We start from the raw sequence: 26,517 nt of genomic DNA on the forward strand, positions 1-26,517 counted from the left end.
AATACGTATTGTCCACAATAAAAAACAGCCTGCTTCTCAGCAGGCTGCACAATCAGTCAGAGCGTTTCTCCAACCAGTCGCCGATTGTCGGATATGTTTGCTTCACGGCTGTCGGGCCATACACAATGGACATATGTCCTGTAGGGATGCATACATATTCAGCGTCTTTACTTGAAATACGGTCGTGGAGCGCTTCCACTTGGCAAGGCAGCGCGATGTGATCCCGTTTTCCAGAGATATTCAGCACATTTGCCTTAATATTTTCAAGTTTTACCTTGCGTCCGCGAATTTCAAGCTCGCCGTTGATCAGCTTGTTTTTCTGATAAAATTCACGGATCCATTGACGGTACGATTCACCCGGAAACGGAATGCCGTCTGCCACCCATTTTTGAACGAGCTTCCAGCTTTCCACAAAGCGTTGGTTGTCAGAACGGTCTACAAGTGTTACATAAGGACCGGCAAAGTTTGTGATCGGCTTTAGCATTTTATTGCCGAAATCAATCATCTCCGGAGGAATGTTTCCGTACGTATCTACTGCTTTATCAAGATTGAAATATCTTTCATCTAATAAAGGAGCGTACAACCCTGTATCGGAGAAATCAAACGGGCTTGTCATGAAAACGATGTTACGAATCGGAACTTCTGGATGAAGCGCTGCATAAATGGACGTAAGCGTCCCGCCCATGCAATAGCCAAGCAAAGAAATTTCATCCGCGCCAGATACGCGAAGCACCTTCTTCACCGCTTTTGCAATATAGTCCATTACAAAATCGTCAAACTTTAGGTGACGGTCTTCTAACCCGAATGTGCCCCAATCCAGCATGTATACATCATAGCCGCGGTCCACCAAATATTCAATAAGACTGTTTCCAGGCGTTAAATCCATGATATACGGCTTGTTGATTAAAGCATAAATGAGCAAGAGCGGCACGCGCTTCGTTTTCTCCTGCTTCGGAACATAACGGTACAATTTCGCCTTATTCTTTGTCCAGATGACTTCCTTTGGCGTTAAGCCGACTTGCGGCTCCGGTTCACGCCATAACACATCGCCTGCACGCTTGAGGCGTTTATATGCCTGACGATACTCTTCCGGATAGTGTTCCAATTGCTTTTCCCATTCCTGTAACAACGTTGCCATTCTTTATCCTCCTCGTTTCAAAAAAGAAGTGCATTCTTGCAAATGCACCTCTTTTATTTTTTAAAACTTCGATTACATGTATAAGCCGCCGTTAATATTTAATTGTTGACCTGTAATATATGCGCCGTCACGGCATAGATATAAAACACCTTTAGCGATTTCTTCCGGTGTGCCAAGACGCTGCTTCGGAACTTTCGCAACAATTTTTTCAAGAACTGCTTCTGGCATTTCCGCCACCATATCTGTACCGATGAATCCAGGGCAAATTGCATTGACAGTTACATTTGTTCTTGCAAGCTCAAGTGCCAGTGATTTTGTGAATCCAATCATTCCTGCCTTCGCCGCAGAGTAGTTTGTTTGGCCGAATCCGCCCGCTTGACCAATGATAGAGGAAATGTTAATGATTCTACCTTCTTCAGATTCTGTTATGTAAGGAAGGGCAGCGTTTGTCGTGTTATAGACACTACCTAAGTTTACGTCGATTACACGATCCCAGTCCTCACGGCTTAGCTTCTTAAACGTGCGATCTCTTGTAATTCCCGCATTGTTTACAAGAATGTCCACTTTTCCAAAGCGTTGTACCGCTTCTTCCACAAGACCTTTTGCTTCTTCTAACTTAGATACGTCCGCTTGACATGCATATACTTCGCACCCTTCGGCTGCAAGCTTGTTTACTAGCGCCTCTGCTGCATCTTTGCTGCTGTTATAGTTAATGACTACTTTTACCCCTTCTTTTGCAAGCGCTGTTGTAATTACTTCTCCAATTCCTTTTGCCCCGCCTGTTACGATTGCTACTCTTCCTTCTAAATGAGTCATTTCTGCTCCCCCTAAAATGTGTTGTATGGTATGATGTTTCATCTATAGAATCAAAAAGCTTACTGCTTTGACTCTTTTGGTTGATTTGCTTTTTCCAGATACTCCAGAATTTTATCTACTTTGCTTTCCAAAAGACGAAGATCGCTCTTCACTTTCGTCATATCGCGCTTTGCAGCAGAAGACTGCTCTAAAGTATCTACTTTTTCTTCGAGAAGCTCCTCGATGTTATCCACTTTGCTTTCTAAATTCACAACAAGAGATGCAACTCGGGCGATATCCTCCTGAGTCGGCATGTTGATCTTTTCTAAATATCCCTTTGTGACGTCATTTAGCATTTTCTGATAAAACACATTTACATCCAAAACACTGCCCATCCAAGCGGAATACTCCTCTGTGCCAAGCGTATCATTCAGTGTTTTTCCCCAATACTTTTCTGTTTGGTCGTACACTTCCTTCCACGCTTTGAGCGGGTCAAACTTTTGATCAATCATTTCTTTCACACCCCTTTTGTTATATTTTAAAAAAACAATTCAACCTATTTTTTATTTTCCAATATTTTTCCCATTGTGACAAGGGCTTATTTAATTATTTTTTATTTTCAATCATTTTGTTGACTTTCAAAACAGATAAGTGTAAATTACACATATAAGAAATAATTACCACTCTCCAAGCTGTCATGAGGTGATCGTATCATGCTAAAAAATGAACCCGGACAAAACGAAGTGTTTGAAGAAACACAAGCCAAATCATTAAACTCCATGCCAAAAAACTTCCTTGTTCCTTTCCTTCTTCTTTGTTTAAAAGACTGGAGTCTTCACGGCTATAAGCTTATTCAGATGTTGATAGATATCGGCTTTTCTTCTATCGACCAAGGCAATGTATATCGAACACTGCGAAAGCTCGAAAAGGAAAATTTAATTTCCTCTACTTGGGACACAAGCGAAGGCGGCCCTGCTAAGCGCATTTACTCTTTAACAAAGTACGGCGAGAAATATCTCGCAACATGTGCTTGTTCCTTTGAACAATACCAAAAAATGCTGGGTACGTTCTTCAACTTATATGCCAACGCATTCTTCCCATTTCCAAACACCAAGGAAACAGACAGAAACAGCGGTGATTCTGCAGAATAACCTGCATTCACAATATGTAAAAAAATATTTGGAGGTTAAGTCATGGAAAACAAACCGTACGAGATGGTCGAATCATTTTGGAGCAATTGGTCTCATTCCCTTTCTCTGCTTACTTCTGCTGGAAAACAAATGGAGCAGTTTACGCTTGAAACAATGAAACAGCAGCAAGAAGCCTTTCATAAACTAACGGAAGGCATGGAAGCAATGGAACAAGAAATAAAGCAGTACGCGTCTCAAATGAGTACACAATATACAGATTACATGAAGCAGCTTACGGGCGGTCAGTTCTCTGCTCAAATCGATGAGTGGCAAGAAAAATGGAACGACCTGTCCCAGCAAATGCAGCAAGCTTCTGTATCTCCTGCAAAAGCATCTCTGTCCGTTCTTTCTCAAACAAGCGGACAATTCGAAGAAACGCTGAAGCAATTCATCTCCCAGCATCAGCAGCAGCGCGAAGAGGTTCAAAAACAAATGGAAAATTTTTTACAAGAGCTAAAAAGCATGCAGCTCGACTTAGTAAAGAAGGTAGAAGAGAGCTCCAAGCACGTATTTCCTTTTGCGAAATAAGAAAAATGTGGCTTCATGGCGCCAGTGAAACTCGTCTGTTCCTGTCTCGACTCTCATCCTTATCGCTTGCATTTTTCGGCATAAGAAAAAAGGAGGATGACATGAATCTATTTAAAGAAGCAGAACAAGTTCCTGAGCTTCGGTATGATGGTATTCACGTGGGAGATCAAGCTTCTCTTGTCAAAACGATTACAGACGAGGACATTCAAACATTTGCACAGCTCACTGGTGATGTAAACCCTGTGCATCTGCTTGATGCATTTGCCCAAACCACAATGTTCAAAGAGCGCATTGCGCACGGCATGCTGATTGCAAGCTATATCTCCACGATTTTAGGCACAAAGCTGCCAGGCAAAAACACCATATATCTTTCTCAAAATGTGGCGTTTAAAGCTCCTGTGAAAATCGGAGATACGATTCGCGTCGTTGCCGAAGTCATTCAAAAACGAGATGACAAAAAAATTATTACGCTGCAAACAAACGTCTACAATCAATTCGATAAATTGGTGGTAGAAGGCTCAGCAGCCGTCTTAAAATTAGAGTAGCTCCGGCTGCTCTTTTTTGATGGATAAGGAATGATGAGTATTGGGCTCTGCACCTCGAAGGCTCCGCTTTTCTTTATGTCTAGCTCCTCCGGCTAGGTGCTGCCGTCCAAGGACCTCCGCCACAAAAAGGAAAAAAGCGCCTTTTAGGACGAAGAACCTTGGACTCTGCACCTGAACAAGCCGGATCCGCTTTTCTTTTTATCCAAGAACTGTTAACTTGCCCTGTTACTTCCGAGTATGCGAAAACGGGATTCGCCGCATGATAGTAGTACCAGCAACTCGCTGGAATGAATAAAAAGGAGACTAACACAATGGCACGCACAAGTAAATTGCTTGTACCAGGCGTTGAACAGGCGCTTGATCAATTTAAATATGAAATCGCCAGCGAATTTGGCGTAAGTCTTGGATCTGATACAGCAGCTCGCTCTAACGGTTCTGTTGGCGGAGAAGTAACAAAGCGTTTAGTTGCAATGGCACAAAGCCAATTGCGTGGATAATCTTATATCATATGGCTATAGCGGGCAGAGCCTTCTGCCCGCTTTTATCTGTCCAGGCCATGACTCTCCGTATCACTACATAAAGTTCTATTTTTGCGAGAGAAAATGTAAGCCTTTTTCAGAGAAGTGTGTATATTTAATGACAGATGCAAAAGACTATTGAAAGAACATCCAAACAGGCGTATCTTAAATTATGTGAATTGTTTCACAAACTAATACTAACATATTAAAGAGGTGCTTCCTTATGGAACAAGGAATGGAGTATCTAGTAGAACTCGCTGTTAAAAAGAAAAAGATGCTGGACACAAACCCGAAGCAATACTTGCTGCGCGCTGCGCTTGCAGGCATTTATATCGGATTTGTCATTATCGTTTGCTTTAAACTGGGAGAGTTTTTCCGGGCAGCAAATTCGCCTGCAACATACTTGGCTTCCTCCTTCTTTTTTGGCACTGCACTCGTATTAATTATGTACGGAGGAGCTGAGCTGTTTACCGGAAATACTATGTATTTCACTGTTGCAACGATGCGTAAGGAAACAACGGTAATGGATACATTGAAAAATTGGACCGCTTGTTATGCAGGCAACTTAATTGGCGCTGTGTTCTTCGCTATCCTCTTCTATGCGACCGGCATTTTTGAACATATCAGTAACGAGCATTTATTGAATCAAGTTGCAGGCATTAAAATGAACGCAACAACAACTCACCTGTTCTTTAAGGGGCTTCTTTGCAACTGGCTCGTATGCCTTGCCTGCTTCCTGCCGTCACGCGTGAAAGGAGACGGCGCGAAAATCGCTATTATGATGCTCATTGTATTTGCTTTCTTCTTATCAGGATACGAGCATAGTATCGCAAATCTGTCCCTGTTCTCGCTTGCCCTGCTGCTTCCGCATCCTGATACGATTACACTGGCGGGCGCTCTTCACAACCTCATTCCCGTGACACTTGGCAATATTGTCGGCGGTGCTGTTTTCGTCGGCATGGTATATCAATATTTAAGCAAACCTGCACCAGTAAAAGAACAGGCTTCAGATGACGCACAAGAGCTGATCCGCTTAAAAACAGCGGCAAAAGCTTAACGTAAGAGACCCGCAGCGGTCTTTTATTTTTTCTCTATACCAACACAACGACAGGAAGATATAGTAAAATGTTATTGTGTTGAAGTTAAAGAACGGAGGGGTTATATGAGCTTTACATTTACCGGCATCGATCATGTGCAATTAGCTGCACCGAAAGGCTGTGAAGAGCAGGCAAGAGAATTTTTCGGCAACAAGCTTGGACTGCCTGAAATCCCGAAACCCGCCAACCTGCAAGGACGCGGCGGCTGCTGGTTCGTATGCGGCAAGCAAGAAATACATATTGGCGTGCAAGAGAACTTTGTTCCGGCGAAAAAAGCACACCCGGCTTTTTGTGTAGAGAATATCAATGAATTTCGCGCCCATTTAGAGCAAGCAGGCGTGTCTATAAAGGAAGAGCCAGCAATTGAAGGACGAACAAGGTTTTTTGTTGATGACCCGTTCGGAAACCGAATTGAATTTTTGGAGTACGAAAAATAACCTGCAAGTTTTCTGCAGGTTATTTGCATGATTGCGGTTCAATCGGATTTGTCCGTTCTTTGCAAAGCGGCGGCAGCTCAATATCGGGAGTGCCTTTTTCCAAGTCTTTCAACGGCATATAATACGTTGTTAATGTTAGCGTACAGCTGTAGGGCTCCTGCTTTGCGTCGGGAGATAAACTTTCCTCCCGTCCCTTAAAATCGATTCCTTGTACATACGTCACGCGCGGCAGCTCCTCCACTTCCTTTAAAAAGGTTTGCAGTTGCTCATATACGTCATATTTCACTTCAACGGTTAACATAAGCGGAACAGGCACTGCCCCGTTCGCAGTCTTTTGTTGTTCACGTGAAGCTTGTACAGTATTCGTATCTTGAAGCGCAACAGCTTGGATCGTCACACCAGACAATCCTTCTGCTTTTGTTAAATCTAATATGTATTGATCTAGCATCGGCTTAACAGGGAGCTGCTTTTGCATATAATCGGTTAAAGATGCCCCGTCGTCGGCGGCCTTTTTCTGCAAACTGTTCGCTTTGATCGCTTTTTCTGTTTTTAGCTCTTTATTCAGCTGCTGTCGATTTAACTGAACCGGCTGCAGCAAGGCAAAATATATATATGTAAATAACAGACCTGCAATTAAAAGGCCCGTCATGAACAAAAGCAGCTGCTTTTTGGAAAAGTGAATACTCATGACTTCTCCTCCTTCTCCAACGCTTTCGCCTTATCTCTTTTTACGGTAATTTCATAATGTGCAAGATAACGCGGCATGCCGGCTGCCTTACCTTGCTCGTCCTGCACCTCAATCGCCTTTAATGAAGAAAGCTTCGCCTCCTGCACCCAGTCTTCTTCCTGCAAGCGGCTGTAGAAATAAGCAGCTGCGCTCTTGTCATCAAAGCGAATTTCTATAATCATAATCCCGGTTTCTTTATAGGAAAATGCTTGAAACACGCCTCTTGCCGGCAAAAAGCTTGTCGTCTTCTTTAACAGCGGAACAGTTTTCACCTGGTCTGCTTCCAGCTTCTTCAGCCCTTGAACCAGTTGCTCTGCAGCTTGCTGCGACTGCACGGCATTCGCTGTATGCTGCTCCGTTTGTACTTTTGCGACGAGCAGCTGTTTTTTTACAGCCGCCGCTTCTTCATTTATGCTATTGATCTTATAGTACATCCAGCCGCCTCCGGCAAGAAGAACGGCAAGAAAAGTCACTACTAGTATAAGAGAAGATGAAGTTTCTTTTTCGCGTTTTGGCAATAAGTTAATATTTGCTACCATACACTACACTCCTTTTAACACGAGACCGAGCGACGGATAGTATTTAGAATGAAGTGCCTTGTCTTCCGCTGCAATGGATGGATAAGAAACGTGATCAATCATAAAGGGAAAACGGTTTTGCAGCATCGCATGCATGTCTTGCATAAGAGGGTGATCTCCCACAAGCAGCATTTTTTGTATGGCTGCTGCACCTGCCGCAAAAGAATATTGATAAAAGTGTAAAATACGACCAATTTCTTCAAACAGCCCTGTTGCCTCATTCATAATAAGAACATGGTCCTGTACTTCCATCCCGGCAGGAGTCACTTCAATCGCTCCCTCATAGGAGAAGCTATGATGCTGCATAAACACAGGTGTACCGTTTTGAAAAATCGTAATGTTGGCATCGAATGCATCCAGCTTCAATAGCAACACATTCTCCTCTTTTGGCTGCTCCATTTCATGATGCAAGCGGCTGAAGGAAATGGAAGTAAGCTCTGCCGAAACCGGGTGCAGCTTCACCTTCTCCAGTATTTCTGCATATGACACGACAAGGTCCTCCGGAGCGGCAAACAATAAAATTTCCTGCTTATCCTCTTTTTCTCCAAGAACAACATAATCGAACGTCGGATGCTCAAACGGCAAATGAATGCTCCGTCCAAGCTCCAGGAAAATGTAGCCGCGGATTTCCTCTTCCGTAATATCGGCAGGAATGGCTTGTTTGCGTATTACCACATACGTATCTGGAACCACAAAATGCACCTGCTTATTTTTCAGACCCCACTTTGCCGCGCAATTGCGTAAAATCACCTCAAACGCCCGGGCATCCACGATTACACCGTTCCGAAGCACGCCGGGCGGCACATATATCTCCCCCCACGATGTCATAGGAGAGGCCGTGCCTTTTCTTCCATCCACATACCGAATGACATAATCTTTAATTTCTAAACCGACTGATTTTTTATTTGATAATAGAAATGCCATAGTTATCCCCACCGCTTATCAAAAAAATGAAATGTAATATTGAATCAAACGATGCCCAAAAAAGTACGACGTTAACGCCCCAAGCATAATAAACGGCCCGAACGGCATCGGCTTTCCCCGCTTCACATGACCGGTGGCCAAGCCGGCCAAACCAAATATCGTTCCAAAAAAGCAGGACAGCAAAAAAGCTAAAATGACGAGTTTTCCGCCAAGCACGAATCCCAGCACGCCAAACAGCTTCACATCTCCTCCGCCCATGCCCCCCTTGCTAAGGACTGCAATTAAAAAGAGCAGAATAAAACCAATCGCAGCACCCATAATGCTCTCCCACCATGGATGAAGCGGAACACAAATACGCTCGATCACAAAAACAATCATAAAAAACAATAAAATTTTATTGGGAATGAGCATATAAGATAAGTCAGAAACGACAATAATCATGAGCAAAGACACGAGCGTCCAGCCGATGAACACCTCTGCATCCCAGCCAAGCCAATAAAATGTGAATGCAAACAGCAAGCCTGTTAAAAGCTCAAAAACCGGATACACAGGCGAAATGCGTGTACGGCAATTGCGACACTTCCCGCCCTGCCATACGTATGACAAAACAGGAACCAACTCCCGCGCCGTCAGCGTATGAGAACAAGACGGACAAGCGGACCGCGGCCTCACAATCGATTGCCCGGCCGGAACGCGCATGCCGACTACATTATAAAACGAACCGAGCACCAAACCGACTATAAAAATATAAATATATAAACCGAGCATACGTATCCTTCCTTTTCTGTCGTTTTGGTACAAGCGCACCCGCTTTTACATAAAAGAAAGGGTATGAGAAAGGGAACTTGGTTAGGTTCCTTTTCATACCCTTTTTATAGTTTTAAATTAAGTTATGCGATATGTTTATTGAGTAGTTACTGCTGAACCTGTAGCATTGATAGTACGGTTTTTACCATAGTCTTTATCTGCATTAATAGTGCTTACTGTAGCATCATTAAATGTGATTGTAATTTTACCTACTGTTATAGCGTTAGTTGTTAATTGGAAGACTTTCCCGTCGCTAGATACTTTTACACTGTATGTATTTGATAAATCTGCTTTATCTATATATTTATCCAAATCATCTTTAGAAATTGTTCCAGTTGTTGTTGTAGGGATACCATTTTCAGCAACGTACGTTTTAGCTGCACTTAACACCTGAAGCGCATCTGCTTTTATTGCATTTTCTTTAGATTTCTGAATCACACTTCCGATTGTCGGAACCGCGATAGCTGCAACGATACCTAAAATAACGATAACTGCCAATAATTCTACTAATGTTAAGCCTTTTTCATTTTTTAAGAACTTCTTAAACATAATGTCAATCTTCCTCTCAATTTCTATTGAATTGTATTATACAGTTTAAACAATGGAATCATTATGGCTAAAACAATTGTACCGATAGCCGCTGACAAGAAAACAACCATAACCGGTTCAATTAAGGATTTAAAGCGGTCAGCAGCGATTTCTACTTCTGCTTCGTAGAAATCTGCAACCTTTGCGAGCATTTGATCAAGTGATCCTGTTTGTTCGCCGATAGCAATCATGCTTGAGACGAGGGGCGGGAAGACCCAATGCTTTTTCAAAGGATCGGAAAGCGGGTTTCCGTTTTGCAGCGCTGTACGAGATTTGCGAATCTCTCTCGCTACCACCTCGTTATCTACTACATCTTCTACAATCGTTAATGCTTGCAAAATAGGAACCGCACTCGAGACGAGTGAACTGAGTGTACGTGCCATGCGCGCTATGACACTTTTTTGTAATAGTTTTCCTATTAAAGGCATTCTCAGTATAGCATAGTCCCAATAATATTTACTACCCTTCTTCCGAATGATTAGCAAAAAATTTAAATATACAAAAACATCTATAAGAAAAAATATCCACCACTCCTTTTGCATCCATCCGCTGGCGGAAATAACCATTTTTGTGAGCCATGGGAGCTCTATATTATTTTCCTTAAACATCTCAACAAACGTCGGAACAACCTGCACAAGCAGGAAAATAACGACAGCGATCGCGATGATGCCGACTGTAATCGGATATGCCATGGCGGATTGAATTTTTTGACGGGTGCGCAGCTGCTTTTCATAATAATTCGCCATGCTTTCTAATGCCTCATCGAGTTGGCCAGTTGTTTCCCCTGCGCGCACCATGCTGATGAACATACGGGAAAACAGCCTTTTGTGAATGCTGTATGCTTCAGAAAGGGCGCGTCCGGCTTTCAGCTCATCTTCAATGCTCTCAAGCGCGCACCGCAATACTTTGCTTTCCGTTTGATTAGCAAGAATGCGCGTGGCATCCACCACTGTAACGCCTGCTTGTAAGAGCGTCGCAAACTGACGAAGATACACGACAAAATCCTTCAGCTTTAGCGGGTTTATGAATGTAATTTCTTTGTTTAATAGCGTTTCGGGCATCTCTTTTACTTCCAACACGCGCATTTCCCTCTCCCTCAGCTTTTCATAAGCTTCTCGCTGAGAGATGGCTGTAATTTTACCAGTTTGCTTTTTTCCTGTTTTCATTCGAACAACATATTGAAACTGCGGCATATTATTCTATCCTTTCCTGTTCTTGCAGAAATGGCAGAGCTGCTTCATAAGAGATGATGCCGCGTGCCATATATTCTTTAATAGACGTTTGCAGCATATGCATGCCTTCGCTCTTGCTTGTGAGCATGACGCTTGGAAGATGCTCAATTTTTTCATTGCGGATTAAATTCGAAACGGCAGCATTGTTAACCAAAATTTCTGTCGCTGCAATACGTCCATTTCCGTCCATGCGTGGAAATAAGCGCTGCGCTACAGCTGCAATCAGCACAGTGGCCAGCTGCAGACGAACCTTATTTTGCTGCTCGGCCGGAAACACATCAATAACCCGCTCGATTGTCGCTGCCGCGCTCGATGTATGCAGCGTCCCGAGCACGAGATGTCCCGTCTCGGCAGCCGTAATCGCCGTGCTGATCGTTTCCAAATCACGCATTTCTCCTACTAAAATCACATCTGGGTCTTGCCGAAGCGCAGCACGCAAACCGTTTGCAAAGCTTTTCGTATCGTGTCCGACCTCCCGCTGCTGAATGATGCTGTTTTGATGAAAGTGCACGTATTCAATGGGATCTTCAAGCGTTACAATGTGTTTGCGCTGTGTTTTATTCATATAATCGATCATAGCAGCAAGCGTAGTCGACTTCCCGCTTCCTGTCGGTCCGGTTACAAGCAGCAGCCCCTGCGGCTTTGCGAGGAGCTGTTTTAAAACAGGCGGCAAAAACAAATCATCTAAAGCCGGAATTGTATTGGGGATGACGCGGATTGCAAGCGACAACAGACCGCGTTGCCGGAACAGGTTCAAACGGAATCGGGACAGCTTTTCAAGCTCATAGGAAAAATCAAGCTCGCCCTGCTCTTCGAACCTGCGCCATTGCTCTTCGGTCGTTACGCCTTTTGCCACTTCATATATATCCTCGTTTTGCAGCGGCTCTTCCTGCATCCGATGCAACTCGCCGTAAATGCGCAGCGCGGGAGAGAGACCTGCTGTGATATGTAAATCAGAAGCCTTCATTTGACAAGCTTTATAAAGCAAATCATGCATTTTGTTCATTCGCTCTTCTCCTTATTGCTGTTCTGTTGCAACGCGCAATACTTCTTCCGTTGTTGTATAGCCTTGCTTTACCTTTAACAGCCCGTCATCAAGCAAAAAGATTGTATTATTGCGAACGGCCAGTTCCCTAAGCTTAGGGGAGCTGTCTCCGTTTGCAATTGCGCTGCGCATCTCTCTATCTACAATAAGGAGCTCATGAATGGCAATCCGTCCTTTATACCCGGTCATATTGCACACCGGGCAGCCTCTGCCGCGCTGCACCTTTTCAATAGAAAGGCCGCGCTCTACGAAAATTTCCTTTTCACGCTTCGTTGCTTCTTGTTCCTCCCGGCAGTCACGGCATACTCTGCGAATTAAGCGCTGTGATACAATTCCCGTAAGTGACGAGGCCAGCAAAAAAGGCTCGATGCCCATATCAATTAAGCGGGTAAGGGTACCGATGGCACTGTTCGTATGAAGCGTACTGAGCACAAGATGCCCGGTCAAGGAGGCGCGAATCGTAATTTCTGCCGTTTCCCGGTCACGTATTTCCCCGACCATGATCACATTTGGGTCTTGACGCAAAATGGACCGGAGTCCTGTTCCAAACGTCATGCCTGTATTTGTATTCACTTGAATTTGGTTCACGCCCTCGAGCTGATATTCCACCGGATCTTCAATCGTAATAATATTCACGTCTTCATTATTTAATTTATTTAATGCCGCATACAGTGTAGAGGACTTCCCGCTTCCCGTTGGTCCTGTAATGAGTACGATGCCGTGCGGATTTTGAATTAAGCTTAAAAAGCGCTGCAGATTCAGAGAATTAAATCCGAGCTTTGTCACATCGTTCAGTGCGTTGCCTAAGTCCAGCAAACGAAGCACAAGCTTTTCCCCGTGAATGGTCGGCAAAGAAGAGACACGTAAATCAACTTGATAAAACTCATAGTTAAATTTAATGCGTCCGTCCTGCGGTACGCGCTGCTCGGTAATATCCATCGCAGCCATAATTTTAATGCGGGCTGTCAGCATGCCATACATATGCTTTGGCAGAACGCGTTCCGTGTGCAAACGGCCGTCAATGCGGTAGCGAATAACGACCTTCGTTTCTTGCGGATCGATATGAATATCGCTCGCTTTTTGCCCAATCGCATATTGCACAATTTGGTTGACGAGCTTCGCCGCAGGAGAATCGCTGTCCTGTACCGCTTCATCCTCTTGTACAGCCTCTTTTTCGATTTCCCAGCCTTCAAATGATTCCTGTAAATCATAGTAGCGATTGATTGTTCGCAGGATATCATCTTTTATAGCAATAAGCGTTTCAATTTGAAAGCCTGTCGAAAGGCGCAAATCGTTAATAACGAAATAATCCATCGGATCAGACATTGCCACGTACAGCTTCTCTCCTTGCTTTTTCAGCGGTACCACTAAATTTCGCTTTGCCGTTTCTTTCGGTATCAGATGAAACAATGACTCATCGAACGGATAACGGTATAAGCTGACGTGAGGAATGCCAAGCTGAACCTCCAGCACTTCAATGAGCTGCTGCTCCGTTATATAGCCCCGCTGCAGCAAAGCATCACCGAGCTTTTGAACCGGATCTTTTTCAGCAAGTGTTTGCTGAAGCTGCTCAGGTGTTACTAAACCTTGCTGTACGAGTAAATCACCAAGACGTACACGTTTCATATCTTTCTCTCCTTATTTTGCAGTTGAAGACGCTTGAGATGATGGGATTGCGAGAGCTTCATTTTATTGCTCTGAAACTCCAGACTGATTCGATCCAGTTTGAGGAGCGGCAGTCGAAGGTGTAACAGGCTGTGTTCTCGGCTGAACCAAAGCCCATTTCACTTGATTGGTCGGCAAATAATAATCCTCTGCCATCTTTTCACGCTTTACGAACGAACCATTGGAGCGGTACAATTCGCGATATACTTTTACAACATACCCATCTTCCCCGGAACTTTGCGGCACTACGGCATCATGCTTAGCTCCGTTTGCCATAACAGCTTCCACCACCGTTTGCTTAGGGATAGACGAAATCTCCTGCCGATTCACCGCATACACATGCACAAACGGCAGCCCCTCCACAAAAAGGCGCGCAGTATTGTCTGTTAACTCAAACTTAAGAATATAAGGCGTTTCATTTGGATTGTAAAACACAAAATCCGCCCTGTTCTTTTCAAAGCGAGCTTCTTCCCCAAGCTCTGCGTATGGCGGTAAATGTAAGCTGATGCTGCGCTGGCGCACTTGGAAATTTGTCGGCAAAATCGTTTTATACATAAGAGTGGCCAATACGCTCAACGTCTCGTTGTCAGCCTGTACATTTTTTTCTTTCACAAGCTTAGCTAATGAAACCTCGCTCTTTGGCGGCACTGTAAGTGTTGCATACTGCTCGGCCCATTGCTGCAGTCCCGTATATTTTGTAGCACCCAAAACCGTACCTTGGGCGACTGTCTTTTTAGAACCAGCCTGATCCAACAAGCTGATAACAGGCACATTCATTTTGGGCGTAAACGAAGCAGCCGCCTTCAAAAGCTCGCCCTCCAGCTTTTTCATATCAAGCTTAGCAGCAATTTCCCCGTTTAGCTTATCAAGCAGAAGCGTCTGCAGTTCTTCCTTATTAATACTTACTGTAAGAGGCGTGTGCTTCCCATTTTGAACGTGCTGGATACTATCGACAACGTCAAAAATAAACATGGATGCCGGTATGGCGATGACAACATCTTGATACACGAGCTGAATGCGGGATTCAGAGACCCAAGCCTCCGTTTTTTTGCCCAGGTCCGCCTCTGCCTGCTCCTTTACTTCCCCGCCAATATCCACTGCTCCGACAATTGTACCTTTTGAAAAGCCTTTTGTTGTATCAAACAGCTTCATCATAACGGCACTTAAACCATACTGCATGGAAAAAATAAATATGGTGGACAATAAAACAATGATAAACAATCGCATAGAACGTATCTTCACAGCGGATTTTCCTCCTTCTTATTCCGCTGCAGCAGCTCTTCCAAACCGCCTTCATCTGTCGGCTCTGTTTTTTCAAATAAAAGCTCCGAAGTGCTTTCGTACTTATCCTTGTACTTATCTAAAAACAAAGAATACGCATCCTCCTCTGGCACAGCTTCAGATGAAACATCCTCTGGATTCGCCGCCGCGAATACCCGATGAGAAAATTTCGTCTGCAAAAGATACGTTACACATAGCCCCAAAAGCAGTACGAGCAGACACGCCTGCCAAAGCGGGAATATGCTTCGTAATAACAGAACGATCAAAACAAGAATAAAGGATAAAAGGGCTGTTATCACATTTCCGATTTGCGACAATCCTGTTTTTATAAAAAACAAAATAAAAAATAATAAAATTGATGCCAACAATGTTGGAAATATGTATTCCATTTCTGCACCTCTTCTGTAAAATAAAATAGTATCACTTTTACAATATATCATTATATTATACTAAGAAATTACAGGAAAGAAGGGTGGAAATGCAAAAAAAATGTGAAAACGGCCTCACTCTCGTAGAAGTACTCGCATCCATCACTATTTTATCTATTATTACCATTGGATTATTTGCCGTTTTTCCAAAGGCTTACTTATTTACGAAAGAAAATCAGTCTAAAACAGTCGCTGTCAATATTGCGCGCGGCGTACTTCATTATTTCGAGAAGCAAGATTATGATTTGCTGCACGGTTACCTTTTAGCACTTCCAAATCATAACGTTGCCATAATTGACAGCACCGCAATTTGCAGTGAAGAGAAACCCATTCAGCTGCCGGACAATATAACAGAAACAGCAAAGCTGTTTCCAGACGCGGAAAAAGAAAGCTGTGAAAAAATCCTTTCTCCGACTGTAAACGGCTTAACATATGACAAAAATATACAAGTATTTTTACTTCCGTCAAATTGGGGAGATCAGCAAGCGAGTGAAATTTTGGACAGCATTAAAAAGGCGCAATCAGGCAAGCGTTCATCCGAGACCATTTCAAATACATTAAAGAAGCTGCAGGAATCGGACGCAAACAAAACCCCAAGCACAACAGATGCATCCTACTCACCGATTCGTATGCTTGTATACGTAGATTTAAATGCAACAGACGATAAAGAAGGCGTATTGCTAGAAGGGAGCATCGCTCATGAATCGATTCGCTAATCTAGTAAAAAACGAACGCGGCGTCACTATGATTGAGCTGCTCGGAACGCTCGTCATCGTTTCAGTTATCGCAGGCTCCATGTACAGCGTTTTTACAATGGGCTTAAAGACATATCAAAAAACCACGATGGAAGCAAAGCTGCGCGACGAGGCCGATTATGTTGTCTCTATGATTATGAATCAACTCTATTCTTCAGATTATGATGATGTGAAATATAACGAGACGACACAAACACTTGAGTTTTATAAACGAAAATCAGACAAGCCTCTCTTTCAAAAAGACGACGTGACCTACGAGTATAATAACAGCACTGCACCGGCAGCGCGCTTGCGCATTGAGAACGGCGAAATGCTGTTTCAGGAGCTGAATGAAAAGGGGGAGCCGACAAAAACGCATTCTTTTACACAAGACAACAGCATTAAACTCAAAACTGGCTCCGAGCTGGACATGGTTTGCACAAGACAAGGAACGATATTCCCCCGTGTTAATCATGAACTGGAGCCTCTGAATATATGCAAAAGCGGCATTCTGCAGCTCACCTTCGTCTTTGAAGCGCAGCATACTAATCTTGCACCGCTCGCTGTAACGAGCGAAATTGGATTTTAAAGGGGGGGCATACGATGAAGAATGAACGCGGCTATACACTTGTGCTTGTGCTGCTCGTCAGTCTTGTCTTTGTAACGGCCGGGCTGACCATTTTTTCGATTACAATTAACGGAGCGAAACATACAGAAATTCGGAAAAACGATGTCATTACAACGCAAAAGTCTATCGAGGAAATGAATGAAGTCATTGCGGATTTTAAAGGAAAGGTCTCTGCCTTATCTTTACAAGGACTTTCAAAAAGCGAATATACAGCTAAAATCGCATCCATAAAAAGCGAACTCACTAACAAATATACAGCACCAAAGGATTCGCCAAACAGCGTCTTGACCATTAAGGATCAAGCTCTTGCGGATCATGCAGATCCAAACAAAAGCCCTGATTTGGGAACATACTTTACACGCTACTATGAATTTGCGCTTGTGTATGTAAACGACGCGAACAGTGCACACCCGGAAATCACGAAAACAATTAAACGTAAAGTGCTCATTTCACCGACGCCAAGCTTTTTACAATATGCGGTAGGGTCTGAAAATACGCTGAATTTGAACGGAGCTTCGGATGTTGTCGGGAATGTGTATGGGGAGACAGTGAATCTCGCAAATCAAGCACGCTATGCGAACGCATTAATCAGTAGCGGAGCACTCGAATATTTGCCGAAATTCACCACTCAAGACACCTTATATCCCTCCATTCGCGGTGACTTAGTTATCAATAAAGAATTGGACATTTATAAGGATACAACGAGTGCAGACGGCTCAAAAACAAGCAGCACCAGCTCACACCTTCTTTCTTTGAAAAATCCAAAGGACTTTACACCATATTTTTATAAAAACAGCAATCCGCCCATTATTCGAAAGCCTTATGATTCCTTTACTTCAGTAGATTTTCGGCAAACCTTCGCTGATAAATTGAACAAGCTAAGCCCGGGACTCAATATAAAGAAAGAGGATGTTCCAAGCACCGGAGGAATATTGAATCCGACGGACGAGCAGCTTAGAAATGCCATTGTGCAAAAAATCCAAAGCAATCCGTCCGTATATGTAATGGATAAGAGCGGTCTTCCTTTTAACTTCACAACGGGAATACCATCATCCAAAACGGCCATTCTTATAACGGACAGCACAAGCACCTCCTCTTCCATCGGCACCGGAACAGGCGCTGCAGATGCAGGCAAAAAGCACTTTGTGATCGACAGCGACGTCACACTTAACGACAATCAATGGCTTATCGTAAACGGAGACCTAGAAATTTATAGCAATAAAAAGCCTTTGTCTATTCAAGGAAACATACTGGTGATGGGGGATCTCGTCATTCGCGGCAACGCGTATGACTTTGAGAAGGAACAAGACAGCATCTCATTCGATTCCACCATATACGCAACAGGGAAAGCGAGCATTTACAGTACAGACATAATCGGAAAAGAAGATAAGCAGCTCGTGCTCCTCTGTCAAGATGATTTGCTCATTACTCGCATCAACGAATTTAAGAGCACAAATGACAACGCTGCTCCGATTGACGCTTACTTTTATACAGATAAGAACGCCGAGCTATACGGAGTCGGTTCGCTGTTTAAAATCCACGGCGGACTGTTTGCGAAGCAGGAATTGACGATTAATGCTGTACGCCAAGATACATTCGGCACTCTTGGCAACCTGCTCAGCGCCACAGACCAAGTCATCTCTCTTCCGCTTGAATCAAGGGCGCTGCAAGAAGATCAAAAATCACGCTTTGTCGTGGAATATGATAAATCCGTTGTGCTTGATCAGATGGATGCTTTGCCGTATGCAGACAAGCTGCAAACGATTATCGAAGACTACACAATTGAGTCCGGAAAACAAATAGAAGACGATGCCCCTTAAGCATCGTCTTTTATTACCAGCGTAATAACGGCTTTCCTTCAAACTCGGGAATAACTCCTCCACCCGTGCTGCTCCCAGTAATTGTTACAGTCGTTGTTGCTTTCAAACCATTTTCCGTTTCGGCAGTAACTATAACATCCCCAGGTATATTTCCATGTATATTTCCGTTTGGATCTATAGTCGCACGCGCCGAATCGCTAAGCTTCCAGTACTGTATCACCTTTCTCGTTGCATTTTCGGGAATAAACTGTATATAGGAATATAAGTTTACAGAAGTCCCTTCCTTCATGGTAATAGGGTCTTGTGTAAAACGTATGCCAGTCACCTCCACAGAGTTTACCTTGACAGTAATTGTCCGTTGTACTGTATCTCCATACTGATTGCTAGCCGTAACAATAATAGAGGTTGTGCCTGGAGAGACACCGTATACTTGCTGTGATTGAGGATAAAACACAGCTATATTTTCATCTGCCGTCTTCCACCTTAGAGTTGCATCAGCAGGGGTAACTGTAATATTTAAAGCTTTTGTGTTTCCAGCAAACAATTCGATATAATCATCAGCTTGAATGACAGGCGGTGTACTTACAACAGTAATGTTTAGACGCTTTGACACTGAAGTGCCAAACACATCTGTCGCCCTTACAATGAGCGTTGCGTTTCCCGTTTTTTGAGGCGTGATAATCAAATTATTATTTTGTATGCTAGCTGCAATAACATCTTGTCCGCTCTCTAGGGAATAATCTAATGATTGAAGAATCGCTCCATCCGGACTGCTTTTTATTACAAACGTATTGACACCATTGCTTATATTCACGGTTGCCTCATTAATTTCTTTATCCAATTGATTTGGAACATATATAAAGATATCTGTTAGAGCATCTTGTACAGCAATGGTTAACGGCGCAAAAGAAGCTGTTGTTACTTTATTGTCTGAGTCATTATAACTGAGGCTCGATTGCTCCAATTTATACGGCTGATTTTGCTGGGATGCTTGTAAAGCAACAATTGCCAAAGAAAAATCTATGTTATTAGATTCATAATCACCATTTTCATTTTGATTAAATAAAACATCTCCAAAAGATCCGGTGACCGTAACACCAGAATCTTTATCACCGCTTTTCTTGAATCTCGAATCATTCGTCACAATATCTAATCCCTTTGGAAATTTTTCTGTAAACATAGCATTCTTTAATGAAAATGTAGTAGCTCCAATAAATCCCTGAAACGTACCCGTTACGGTCGTATTGCTTACTACATTTAATCTTAGTTTTACGAATCTCGTAAATTCCGGATCTTGTTTATCCAACTCCGCTACAACTGGTATGATTACCGTCGGATCATTATTATGACTCAAAAAGTATTGAACAGCATCCACAATCTCTCCGTTATTATTACTATTGCCAGTAATCATTATTTTCTTATATTCGTTTAAATCTTGAATAGAAAGTGCAGGGGCATAACCGTTCTTAATTTGGTCTAATACATCTTGCTGCTTTTCTGTGTAGCTAATCAACCCGCGCATTCCCTTGTCAAATTTATTTGCTAATACAAGATCATTTCCTAATTTTACTTGCTGTAAATCACTTTCTTCTAAAACAAAGGGACGCAAGCCCGAAATTTTTGTCGTTTGTATACTCTCACGATTCACATCACTCCCTTTTATTATATCCGGACGAATATGATATTGAATATCCGTGCGGCTGCCCGTTTTCATAAGTACTTCATTTGGTAATTTTCTAATGATATCTTGAGAATTACTGGAAGAGAATTCACGGGATAACTTTTGTTCGATAACAGTTGTTTTCACTGAATCAGGAACAGATTGACAAGCTGATAAAAGCAAAAAGACTGCGCAAACACTTATAGCAATTCGTCTAATCATATATACCCTCTTTTATGTTTAATTATAAAAATATATTGTACTTGCATTATATCTATTCTGTTTACCCTTTCCTATCTATTTTCGTAAACATTGTTACTTTTTTTTGACAACCTCAGGCAAGCTGGTGATTAACCAGCACTCCAGCCACATTCTTTTATATAAATGCAACTAAAAAAATCGACATAAAAACTTTTCTTTTAGGGGGAGAGAGCATCCGACTAAGCGTAGAAGCGGTCAAACCCTTTTCGTAGCCCATGCAGGGAGAGAGAGCGAGCACAGTTTCCCCTTTGTTCTACGTGGCAAACGATAGATATGTCGGAACAACAAAGTGGACTTATATAGGAAACAGCCAAGCTATACGCAGCATCTGCAGGTCAGCTATATAAGTGCGGAATAACTATAAAAAAAGAACGAGTCGGCCCCGACTCGTTCTACCTATTTATCAAACTACCAAATAATACGCCTTCAACGGACCATGCACGCCGACAACTAGGTTCATTTCAATATCTGCCGAGTTGCTCGGACCGGAAATGAAGTTGATGCAGGAAGATAGCGCTTCTCCGCTCTCCACGCGGTTGTTCAAATCATGAACCGCTTGTGTGATACGCGGCACGATTGTGGTGCGCGGAATGATTGCGACGTAAATCTTCGGTAGGAAATGAAGCGCTCGCCCTTGGCCTTCACGCGCCTGCACAACGATTGTGCCTGATTCTGCCAATGTGTAATCGCTGAATACGATACCGAATGTTGCTTGTTCTGCAATTTTGAAGTTCTCTTCTTTTTTCGCCGCTTCCCATTCGTATACGTCGACACCATTAGCAGGCAGTTCCTGCTTTAACAAGCTTGTTAAACCGTATTCTGCAAAACGCGGGTCTTGCGATGTCATGATGGAGCCGCTGCCGTTTTCTTCAATAATTTTCTTCAAGTCTTCCGATACTTGCTCTTTCGATGTTTCGATGACTGTCGTATGAATATTGCTGCATTGCTGCTTGAATATTTCAAGCAGCTCGTCTTCTGTGCAGTCTTTGAGGACATCCCAGTTTACATTATTTTTCCAAACTGGACGTTTGACGCCTTCTGTTTTACGCTTGCGGCCAAGCTGCTTTGCCAAATTATCTAAAAATGCATCTCGGTTATGAACGGTTCCCTGCATTAGTTGTTCCCGCCTTTCTTATGCTCTTTGAACCAGTCGCGGAAGCGTTCCTTGCTCGGTGCCGGGAACTCGCGAATATCCGTCCAGTTCTTCAGCGGTCCTACACCTTTTGTTACACGTTCTCCCGATGTGAACGGACTCATGGCCGCCGGCGCAATTTTAGAGCCAAGCTTGTAAAGAGCCGCAGAGGATGCGCCCATTCCGAACATTTTCATCGCCAGCTTTTCAGCCATCGGTGCACGTCCTTCTTTTTCTACGATCACTTGACGGTGCTTCAGCAAAAGCTCATGCAGCGGAATTTTCACCGGACAAGCGTCTGTACAAGCTGCACAAAGGCTGGATGCGTACGGCAGCTCTTTGTAATCATCATAACCGCCAAGCAGCGGCGTCAGCACGGCACCGATCGGACCTGGGTAGATAGAACCGTAAGAATGGCCGCCCACATGACGATATACAGGACATACGTTAATGCATGCCGCACAGCGAATACACTGCAGCACTTGCCGGAACTCGGATCCTAAAATTTCAGAACGGCCGTTGTCCACAACTACGAGGTGGAACTCTTCCGGCCCGTCTCCCTCACCTTCAGTAATCGGGCCGGCAACTGTAATGTAGCTTGTTAATTTTTGACCGACCGCACTGCGGCAAAGCAGCCCGACGAGAACGTCCAATTCCTCCATCGTCGGAACGAGACGCTCCATCCCCATTACCGCGATTTGCGTTTTCGGGATGGACATGACAAGGTCTGCATTTCCTTCATTCGTAACTAAGCAAAGGGAGCCTGTGTTGGCAACGGCAAAGTTACAGCCCGTTACCCCCACTTCTGCTTCCATAAATTTCTCACGTAAAATTTTACGGACGAATTTCGTCATTTCATACGGGTCTTCAGATTCCGTATAACCAAGCTTTTCTTCAAACACTTCGCGAATTTGCGATTTATTTTTATGAAGCGCCGGCGCCACGATATGGGACGGCGGCTCATGGTCGTCAACCTGCAGTATGTATTCGCCAAGGTCGCTTTCCACCACCTCGCAGCCGATGCTTTCGAGCGCTTCGTTCATGCTGATTTCTTCCGTTACCATAGACTTGGATTTTACCACTTTTTTCGCGTTTTTCTTTTCTGCAACATTTTTAATATACTCGGCAGCTTCTTCTTTTGTTTTCGCAAAGAAGACGTGCCCGCCGCGTTTGGATACGTTCTCGCTTAGCTGCATTAAATAATAATCGAGATTTTCTAGCGTATGCTGGCGGATTTGCTCGCCAAGCTCGCGCCATTCTTCCCAGTTTCCGAGTTCATCCGCAGCTGACAGACGGCGTGTATATAAGCGCTCTTGTGCAGAAGATACAGCACCGCGCATCACAGGATCTTGAATGCCTTCCGCGATGCGATCATAAAATTTTTCATTGCTTGTTTTCATAGACATAATAATTCCCCCTCAGCGGCTGTTCAGCACTTGGGCGATGTGCAGCACTCGTACGTTTTTATCTAAGCGCTCCATGCGTCCGCCAATGTTCATCAAGCATCCGCAATCCGCCCCGATTAAATAATCTGCACCTGTCTGCATCACGCTGTTCACTTTTTCATCTACCATTTGCTCGGAAATCGGCATCATTTTCACCGAGAACGTTCCGCCGAAGCCGCAGCAGTTTTGCGCATTTGGCAGCTTTTCGATTTTTAATCCTTTTACATTAGAAAGAAGAGTGAAAGGCGCATCCTTAACGCCAAGCAGGCGTGTCATATGGCAGGATGTGTGATATGTCGCTGTTCCTTCCAGTCTCGCTCCTACATCTGTTACCTTCAGCACGTCCACGATAAATTGTGTCAGCTCATACGTTTTGTCAGCAAGCGCTTTTGCGCGGTTCTCCCATTCCGGGTCGCCTTTAAAGATATGCGGATATTCTACAAACATCGTCGCACAAGAACCAGACGGCGTCACAACGTATTCGGCATGCTCAAATGTACGAATCATATTTTTCGCTGCTTCCTTCGCTGCTTCTACATAGCCGCTATTATATGCAGGCTGACCGCAGCAAACTTGCGACTCGGGAAATTCAACCTCGCACCCTAAGCTCTCCAACAATTCAACAGTCGCTTTTCCGACATTCGTCTGGAACATGTCAATCAAACAAGTAACAAACAAAGTAACTTTCATTTGAAACTTCCCCCTCAATTTCTGCTCGCCACCATTCATCTGGTCATCTGATGACTTGATGAAAAAGAAAGAATCGTTTCCTCCCTATTGGCATACACGAATCTTCTTTTTTGTTTACAATTATTCGAAAACGCTTTCTTCTGTCCTTATTATAACAAAGAAAACAGGCTTTGACATCATAAAAAATATGACTTACAGTTTTTCCTCATTTTCTTTTTCGCGCATGAATTCCAGCATGTTCTCTACACCCGTTAAATGATCGAACATGGATTGCTGCGCTTTGTCAGGCATTTGGTTGACCACTGCGTCAAAAATCTCCCGGTGCTCTTCCGCCAGCGTTTCTGTCGTGGTTTGTTCCCCATACAGCACGATGTGGCGCGTTTCTCCAATCGTTTCGGCAATCATACCTGACACATGGTTCATAAGTTCAAGAAGAATAGCATTATGCGAAGCCTTGGCGATTGCCATATGAAAACGAAAATCCGCTTCCTCTCCGGCTGACTCGTCTCCTACAGCACTCTTCATCTCTTTGAGCCAACGCTCCATTTCGGCAATGTCATCATCCGTTCGTCTTAAAGCAGCAGCCCGCACCGCTCCCGCTTCCAGCACTTTACGCACTTCAAGCAGATTCGCGATATCCTCTTGCTTCATGAGCATCGCTGTATGTAACGATGAAGTCACTGCAGAAGCTTCAAAACTCTTTACGTACGTTCCTTCTCCCTGACGCATTTCAATTAGTCCCATTGCACGCAGCGCACTGAGAGCCTCGCGCACGGCAGAACGGCCCACCTGAAATTCCTCCGCCAGCTGATGAACCGGCAAGAGCTTATCACCTGGTTTTAACGTACCATCTTTTATCATGGATAAAATGGCCTCAGACACCTCTTCGTATATTTTCTTCGGCCGAATAGATTTGTACTCCAGAAAAACACCACCCCAACATCCTCGCCAAACGAGGCAAAGTTTCAATTCATACCTTCTATTGTAGTAGCAAATGCACTGAAGCTCAAATAATTTATCGATGCTGTCAAAAAATCTATATAAGTCCACTTTGTTATTCCGACATATCTATCGTTTGCCACGTAGAACAAAAGGGAAACTGCACTCGCTCCCTCTCTCTCCTTGCATGGACCACGAAAAGGGTTTGACCGCTTCTATACGTCGCCGGATGATCTCTCCCCACTATCAAAAGCCGGTTTTTTTATTCACTCATATATAAAAATATAAACTACTCTATTCTAAAATCGGCAGCTCGATTAAAATTTTTGTTCCTCTTCCCTCTTTGCTTTCAATCTGAATTGTACCTTCATGTATTTCAATGATTTGTTTTACGATCGCAAGTCCAAGACCTGTTCCGCCTTTTTGACGGCTGCGTGCTTTATCCACACGGTAAAACCGTTCCCCGAGCTTCTCTACATGCTCTTTCGGAATGCCGATGCCTGAATCGGCAATGCTCATTCTGCACATGCTGCCTGCTCGTTCTAACTGAACTGTTATGCCGCCTTGTACCGTATAGCGGATCGCATTGTCCATAATATTATGAATGACCTGCCGAATACGGTCTTCGTCTATATTCGCAATGATACCCGGGTCTAAATCCTGCTTTAGAACAATATGTTTCTCCGCAAGCTTCGGCTCATACGTTTCCAGCTCATCTTCAATCAGCTGCGCAAACACGGTAGGCTGTTTTTTTAATGGGAATAAATCTCCCTCAAGCTGCGCCAAATCCAATAAATCATGAACCAAGCGCTGCATACGGCCCGCCTCCCTATGGATGAGCGCAATATACTTTGGCTGCCCGTCCGGTTTCACGACCCCATCCATAATTGCCTCACTGTACCCTTTCATATAACTGAGAGGAGTGCGCAGTTCGTGTGAAACGTTGGCCAAAAATTCCTTTCTCTGCAAGTCCTCCTTCTGTAAAGCCCGAGCCATACTATTGAAAGCTGCTGCCAGTCTGCCCACTTCATCGTTGGAATGGATCTCGATGCGTTCAGTAAAATCGCCCTCGGACATCTTATAAGAAATGCGCTCCATTTGAGAGAGCGGCTTCGTGACAGCTATAACAATCTTCCGTCCAATCCAAGCTGTAAGAACAATCAACAGGATGGAAAGGGGCGCTAAAATAAAACCAAGATCAAATATCAAATCCTTTACACCCTTTAACGGAATGTAGGAATAAAGAATACCGACAAGCTTTTTGTCATGAAGCACCGGAATGACCGTACCCATAATACGTCTGTCAAACCGCGGTTCGTATCCAGACTTTGTAATGATTTCTCCGTCCAAAAGCCTTTGACGGTCATCCTCGCTGATAATCGGGTTATATTGAATTTCAAACGGCAAGCATGCGCTTAAATCACGCGGATTGCTTACAAATAAAATGTCCGCCTCCGATAACGTATTAAAATCTGCTACCTTTTTTGAGAAAACGTCAATTCCTTCTTCACTGTTGTACTGTGCTACAAGACGCTTTCCTTCTTTTGTCAGCGTTTCCTCTACATTTTGCACATACAGCTTTTCATAAGAATAAAGGGACACAAAATAGAGAAACGATACGGTAATGATGGCAACAGAGCTAATTGTCAGCCATAGCTTTTGTACCATAGTCAATTTTTTCATAG

Annotated in this window: 28 protein-coding genes; 9 read left to right on the forward strand and 19 right to left on the reverse strand. The window is 43.7% G+C overall.

Translation table 11 applies throughout. The features are described from left to right. Positions 1-52: 52 nt before the first annotated feature. The 3 genes from phaC to phaR form a co-directional block, all read right to left on the reverse strand. Positions 53-1,138, reverse strand: a complete 1,086-nt coding sequence (gene phaC, locus H540_RS0103085) for a class III poly(R)-hydroxyalkanoic acid synthase subunit PhaC (protein WP_028399367.1) — start codon at positions 1,136-1,138, stop codon at positions 53-55. A gap of 72 nt (positions 1,139-1,210) precedes the next feature. After that, the gene (gene phbB / locus H540_RS0103090; RefSeq protein ID WP_028399368.1) at positions 1,211-1,954 is read right to left on the reverse strand and encodes an acetoacetyl-CoA reductase; all 744 of its coding nucleotides are present in this window, start codon (positions 1,952-1,954) and stop codon (positions 1,211-1,213) included. Between the two features lie 59 nt (positions 1,955-2,013). Continuing rightward, complete coding sequence (gene phaR / locus H540_RS28855; protein ID WP_034670247.1) at positions 2,014-2,445, reverse strand: polyhydroxyalkanoic acid synthase subunit PhaR; 432 nt, start codon at positions 2,443-2,445, stop codon at positions 2,014-2,016. Between the two features lie 201 nt (positions 2,446-2,646). On the opposite strand from phaR, the gene phaQ reads away from it, so the two are divergent. The 6 genes from phaQ to H540_RS0103125 all read left to right on the forward strand — a co-directional run bounded on the left by phaQ (position 2,647) and on the right by H540_RS0103125 (position 6,248). Next, positions 2,647-3,084: a poly-beta-hydroxybutyrate-responsive repressor gene (gene phaQ / locus H540_RS0103100; protein ID WP_028399369.1), complete on the forward strand. Its 438-nt coding sequence runs from the start codon at positions 2,647-2,649 to the stop codon at positions 3,082-3,084. Between the two features lie 42 nt (positions 3,085-3,126). Continuing rightward, positions 3,127-3,651, forward strand: a complete 525-nt coding sequence (phaP, locus tag H540_RS0103105; RefSeq protein WP_028399370.1) for a polyhydroxyalkanoic acid inclusion protein PhaP — start codon at positions 3,127-3,129, stop codon at positions 3,649-3,651. Positions 3,652-3,752: 101 nt separating this feature from the next. Beyond that, the gene (locus tag H540_RS0103110) at positions 3,753-4,196 is read left to right on the forward strand and encodes a MaoC family dehydratase (RefSeq protein ID WP_028399371.1); all 444 of its coding nucleotides are present in this window, start codon (positions 3,753-3,755) and stop codon (positions 4,194-4,196) included. A gap of 311 nt (positions 4,197-4,507) precedes the next feature. Then, positions 4,508-4,693: an alpha/beta-type small acid-soluble spore protein gene (locus tag H540_RS0103115; protein WP_028399372.1), complete on the forward strand. Its 186-nt coding sequence runs from the start codon at positions 4,508-4,510 to the stop codon at positions 4,691-4,693. A 244-nt stretch (positions 4,694-4,937) separates the two neighbouring features. Continuing rightward, on the forward strand, positions 4,938-5,771 hold the full coding sequence (locus tag H540_RS0103120; protein WP_034670250.1) for a formate/nitrite transporter family protein: 834 nt from the start codon (positions 4,938-4,940) through the stop codon (positions 5,769-5,771). A gap of 105 nt (positions 5,772-5,876) precedes the next feature. Beyond that, positions 5,877-6,248, forward strand: coding sequence for a VOC family protein (locus H540_RS0103125; protein WP_028399374.1), 372 nt, complete (start codon positions 5,877-5,879; stop codon positions 6,246-6,248). Between the two features lie 19 nt (positions 6,249-6,267). Here the strand turns inward: H540_RS0103125 and pilO are convergent, their stop codons facing one another. The 10 genes from pilO to H540_RS0103175 all read right to left on the reverse strand — a co-directional run bounded on the left by pilO (position 6,268) and on the right by H540_RS0103175 (position 15,484). Next, positions 6,268-6,936: a type 4a pilus biogenesis protein PilO gene (pilO, locus tag H540_RS0103130; RefSeq protein ID WP_028399375.1), complete on the reverse strand. Its 669-nt coding sequence runs from the start codon at positions 6,934-6,936 to the stop codon at positions 6,268-6,270. Further along, on the reverse strand, positions 6,933-7,514 hold the full coding sequence (locus H540_RS0103135; RefSeq protein ID WP_028399376.1) for a PilN domain-containing protein: 582 nt from the start codon (positions 7,512-7,514) through the stop codon (positions 6,933-6,935). Before H540_RS0103135 ends, pilO begins: the two co-directional genes overlap by 4 nt. Before the next feature lie 3 nt (positions 7,515-7,517). Further along, entirely contained in the window at positions 7,518-8,477 is a 960-nt protein-coding gene (gene pilM, locus H540_RS28860; protein WP_051316969.1) for a type IV pilus biogenesis protein PilM, read from the reverse strand. Positions 8,478-8,495: 18 nt separating this feature from the next. After that, positions 8,496-9,245, reverse strand: a complete 750-nt coding sequence (locus H540_RS0103145; RefSeq protein ID WP_028399377.1) for a prepilin peptidase — start codon at positions 9,243-9,245, stop codon at positions 8,496-8,498. Between the two features lie 135 nt (positions 9,246-9,380). Continuing rightward, a complete protein-coding gene (locus H540_RS0103150) occupies positions 9,381-9,833 on the reverse strand; it encodes a type IV pilin protein (protein ID WP_028399378.1) in 453 nt (150 codons plus the stop codon). Between the two features lie 23 nt (positions 9,834-9,856). Then, positions 9,857-11,065, reverse strand: a complete 1,209-nt coding sequence (locus tag H540_RS0103155) for a type II secretion system F family protein (protein ID WP_028399379.1) — start codon at positions 11,063-11,065, stop codon at positions 9,857-9,859. Between the two features lies 1 nt (position 11,066). Beyond that, a complete protein-coding gene (locus H540_RS0103160) occupies positions 11,067-12,110 on the reverse strand; it encodes a type IV pilus twitching motility protein PilT (RefSeq protein ID WP_028399380.1) in 1,044 nt (347 codons plus the stop codon). A gap of 12 nt (positions 12,111-12,122) precedes the next feature. Beyond that, positions 12,123-13,775 carry a GspE/PulE family protein gene (locus H540_RS0103165; protein WP_028399381.1) on the reverse strand — a complete coding sequence of 551 codons (1,653 nt, stop codon included), beginning with the start codon at positions 13,773-13,775 and terminating at the stop codon, positions 12,123-12,125. Between the two features lie 63 nt (positions 13,776-13,838). Further along, positions 13,839-15,056, reverse strand: coding sequence for a VanW family protein (locus tag H540_RS0103170; protein ID WP_028399382.1), 1,218 nt, complete (start codon positions 15,054-15,056; stop codon positions 13,839-13,841). Then, entirely contained in the window at positions 15,053-15,484 is a 432-nt protein-coding gene (locus H540_RS0103175; RefSeq protein ID WP_028399383.1) for a hypothetical protein, read from the reverse strand. Before H540_RS0103175 ends, H540_RS0103170 begins: the two co-directional genes overlap by 4 nt. Before the next feature lie 89 nt (positions 15,485-15,573). On the opposite strand from H540_RS0103175, the gene H540_RS31275 reads away from it, so the two are divergent. The 3 genes from H540_RS31275 to H540_RS0103190 are packed head-to-tail and all read left to right on the forward strand — an operon-like array spanning position 15,574 to position 18,705. Continuing rightward, positions 15,574-16,239, forward strand: coding sequence for a prepilin-type N-terminal cleavage/methylation domain-containing protein (locus H540_RS31275; RefSeq protein ID WP_028399384.1), 666 nt, complete (start codon positions 15,574-15,576; stop codon positions 16,237-16,239). Next, on the forward strand, positions 16,223-16,846 hold the full coding sequence (locus H540_RS31280) for a PilW family protein (RefSeq protein ID WP_051316970.1): 624 nt from the start codon (positions 16,223-16,225) through the stop codon (positions 16,844-16,846). Before H540_RS31275 ends, H540_RS31280 begins: the two co-directional genes overlap by 17 nt. Before the next feature lie 14 nt (positions 16,847-16,860). Further along, the gene (locus H540_RS0103190) at positions 16,861-18,705 is read left to right on the forward strand and encodes a hypothetical protein (RefSeq protein ID WP_028399385.1); all 1,845 of its coding nucleotides are present in this window, start codon (positions 16,861-16,863) and stop codon (positions 18,703-18,705) included. Positions 18,706-18,718: 13 nt separating this feature from the next. Here H540_RS0103190 and H540_RS0103195 read toward each other — a convergent pair whose 3' ends face one another. From H540_RS0103195 to H540_RS0103220, 6 genes are all read right to left on the reverse strand, one after another. Beyond that, complete coding sequence (locus H540_RS0103195; RefSeq protein WP_028399386.1) at positions 18,719-20,587, reverse strand: Ig-like domain-containing protein; 1,869 nt, start codon at positions 20,585-20,587, stop codon at positions 18,719-18,721. 442 nt (positions 20,588-21,029) lie between these two features. Continuing rightward, entirely contained in the window at positions 21,030-21,740 is a 711-nt protein-coding gene (locus H540_RS0103200; protein WP_028399387.1) for a LutC/YkgG family protein, read from the reverse strand. Continuing rightward, on the reverse strand, positions 21,740-23,164 hold the full coding sequence (locus H540_RS0103205) for a LutB/LldF family L-lactate oxidation iron-sulfur protein (RefSeq protein ID WP_028399388.1): 1,425 nt from the start codon (positions 23,162-23,164) through the stop codon (positions 21,740-21,742). Before H540_RS0103205 ends, H540_RS0103200 begins: the two co-directional genes overlap by 1 nt. Positions 23,165-23,176: 12 nt before the next feature. Then, the gene (locus H540_RS0103210) at positions 23,177-23,893 is read right to left on the reverse strand and encodes a (Fe-S)-binding protein (RefSeq protein ID WP_028399389.1); all 717 of its coding nucleotides are present in this window, start codon (positions 23,891-23,893) and stop codon (positions 23,177-23,179) included. Positions 23,894-24,085: 192 nt separating this feature from the next. Further along, positions 24,086-24,775: a FadR/GntR family transcriptional regulator gene (locus H540_RS28875; RefSeq protein WP_281172452.1), complete on the reverse strand. Its 690-nt coding sequence runs from the start codon at positions 24,773-24,775 to the stop codon at positions 24,086-24,088. 351 nt (positions 24,776-25,126) lie between these two features. Then, on the reverse strand, positions 25,127-26,515 hold the full coding sequence (locus tag H540_RS0103220) for a sensor histidine kinase (RefSeq protein WP_034670254.1): 1,389 nt from the start codon (positions 26,513-26,515) through the stop codon (positions 25,127-25,129). Between the last annotated feature and the right edge of the window lie 2 nt (positions 26,516-26,517).

The organism is Ectobacillus panaciterrae DSM 19096 (assembly GCF_000430785.1).
Classification (GTDB): domain Bacteria; phylum Bacillota; class Bacilli; order Bacillales; family Bacillaceae_G; genus Ectobacillus; species Ectobacillus panaciterrae.

Excerpts from the sequence above, each read along its gene's own strand:
- phaC (WP_028399367.1), bottom strand. The coding sequence starts at position 1,138 with ATGGCAACGTTGTTACAGGAATGGGAAAAGCAATTGGAACACTATCCG.
- phbB (WP_028399368.1), bottom strand. The coding sequence starts at position 1,954 with ATGACTCATTTAGAAGGAAGAGTAGCAATCGTAACAGGCGGGGCAAAA.
- phaR (WP_034670247.1), bottom strand. The coding sequence starts at position 2,445 with ATGATTGATCAAAAGTTTGACCCGCTCAAAGCGTGGAAGGAAGTGTAC.
- phaQ (WP_028399369.1), top strand. The coding sequence starts at position 2,647 with ATGCTAAAAAATGAACCCGGACAAAACGAAGTGTTTGAAGAAACACAA.
- phaP (WP_028399370.1), top strand. The coding sequence starts at position 3,127 with ATGGAAAACAAACCGTACGAGATGGTCGAATCATTTTGGAGCAATTGG.
- H540_RS0103110 (WP_028399371.1), top strand. The coding sequence starts at position 3,753 with ATGAATCTATTTAAAGAAGCAGAACAAGTTCCTGAGCTTCGGTATGAT.
- H540_RS0103115 (WP_028399372.1), top strand. The coding sequence starts at position 4,508 with ATGGCACGCACAAGTAAATTGCTTGTACCAGGCGTTGAACAGGCGCTT.
- H540_RS0103120 (WP_034670250.1), top strand. The coding sequence starts at position 4,938 with ATGGAACAAGGAATGGAGTATCTAGTAGAACTCGCTGTTAAAAAGAAA.
- H540_RS0103125 (WP_028399374.1), top strand. The coding sequence starts at position 5,877 with ATGAGCTTTACATTTACCGGCATCGATCATGTGCAATTAGCTGCACCG.
- pilO (WP_028399375.1), bottom strand. The coding sequence starts at position 6,936 with ATGAGTATTCACTTTTCCAAAAAGCAGCTGCTTTTGTTCATGACGGGC.
- H540_RS0103135 (WP_028399376.1), bottom strand. The coding sequence starts at position 7,514 with ATGGTAGCAAATATTAACTTATTGCCAAAACGCGAAAAAGAAACTTCA.
- pilM (WP_051316969.1), bottom strand. The coding sequence starts at position 8,477 with ATGGCATTTCTATTATCAAATAAAAAATCAGTCGGTTTAGAAATTAAA.
- H540_RS0103145 (WP_028399377.1), bottom strand. The coding sequence starts at position 9,245 with ATGCTCGGTTTATATATTTATATTTTTATAGTCGGTTTGGTGCTCGGT.
- H540_RS0103150 (WP_028399378.1), bottom strand. The coding sequence starts at position 9,833 with ATGTTTAAGAAGTTCTTAAAAAATGAAAAAGGCTTAACATTAGTAGAA.
- H540_RS0103155 (WP_028399379.1), bottom strand. The coding sequence starts at position 11,065 with ATGCCGCAGTTTCAATATGTTGTTCGAATGAAAACAGGAAAAAAGCAA.
- H540_RS0103160 (WP_028399380.1), bottom strand. The coding sequence starts at position 12,110 with ATGAACAAAATGCATGATTTGCTTTATAAAGCTTGTCAAATGAAGGCT.
- H540_RS0103165 (WP_028399381.1), bottom strand. The coding sequence starts at position 13,775 with ATGAAACGTGTACGTCTTGGTGATTTACTCGTACAGCAAGGTTTAGTA.
- H540_RS0103175 (WP_028399383.1), bottom strand. The coding sequence starts at position 15,484 with ATGGAATACATATTTCCAACATTGTTGGCATCAATTTTATTATTTTTT.
- H540_RS31275 (WP_028399384.1), top strand. The coding sequence starts at position 15,574 with ATGCAAAAAAAATGTGAAAACGGCCTCACTCTCGTAGAAGTACTCGCA.
- H540_RS31280 (WP_051316970.1), top strand. The coding sequence starts at position 16,223 with ATGAATCGATTCGCTAATCTAGTAAAAAACGAACGCGGCGTCACTATG.
- H540_RS0103190 (WP_028399385.1), top strand. The coding sequence starts at position 16,861 with ATGAAGAATGAACGCGGCTATACACTTGTGCTTGTGCTGCTCGTCAGT.
- H540_RS0103195 (WP_028399386.1), bottom strand. The coding sequence starts at position 20,587 with ATGATTAGACGAATTGCTATAAGTGTTTGCGCAGTCTTTTTGCTTTTA.
- H540_RS0103200 (WP_028399387.1), bottom strand. The coding sequence starts at position 21,740 with ATGCAGGGAACCGTTCATAACCGAGATGCATTTTTAGATAATTTGGCA.
- H540_RS0103205 (WP_028399388.1), bottom strand. The coding sequence starts at position 23,164 with ATGTCTATGAAAACAAGCAATGAAAAATTTTATGATCGCATCGCGGAA.
- H540_RS0103210 (WP_028399389.1), bottom strand. The coding sequence starts at position 23,893 with ATGAAAGTTACTTTGTTTGTTACTTGTTTGATTGACATGTTCCAGACG.
- H540_RS0103220 (WP_034670254.1), bottom strand. The coding sequence starts at position 26,515 with ATGAAAAAATTGACTATGGTACAAAAGCTATGGCTGACAATTAGCTCT.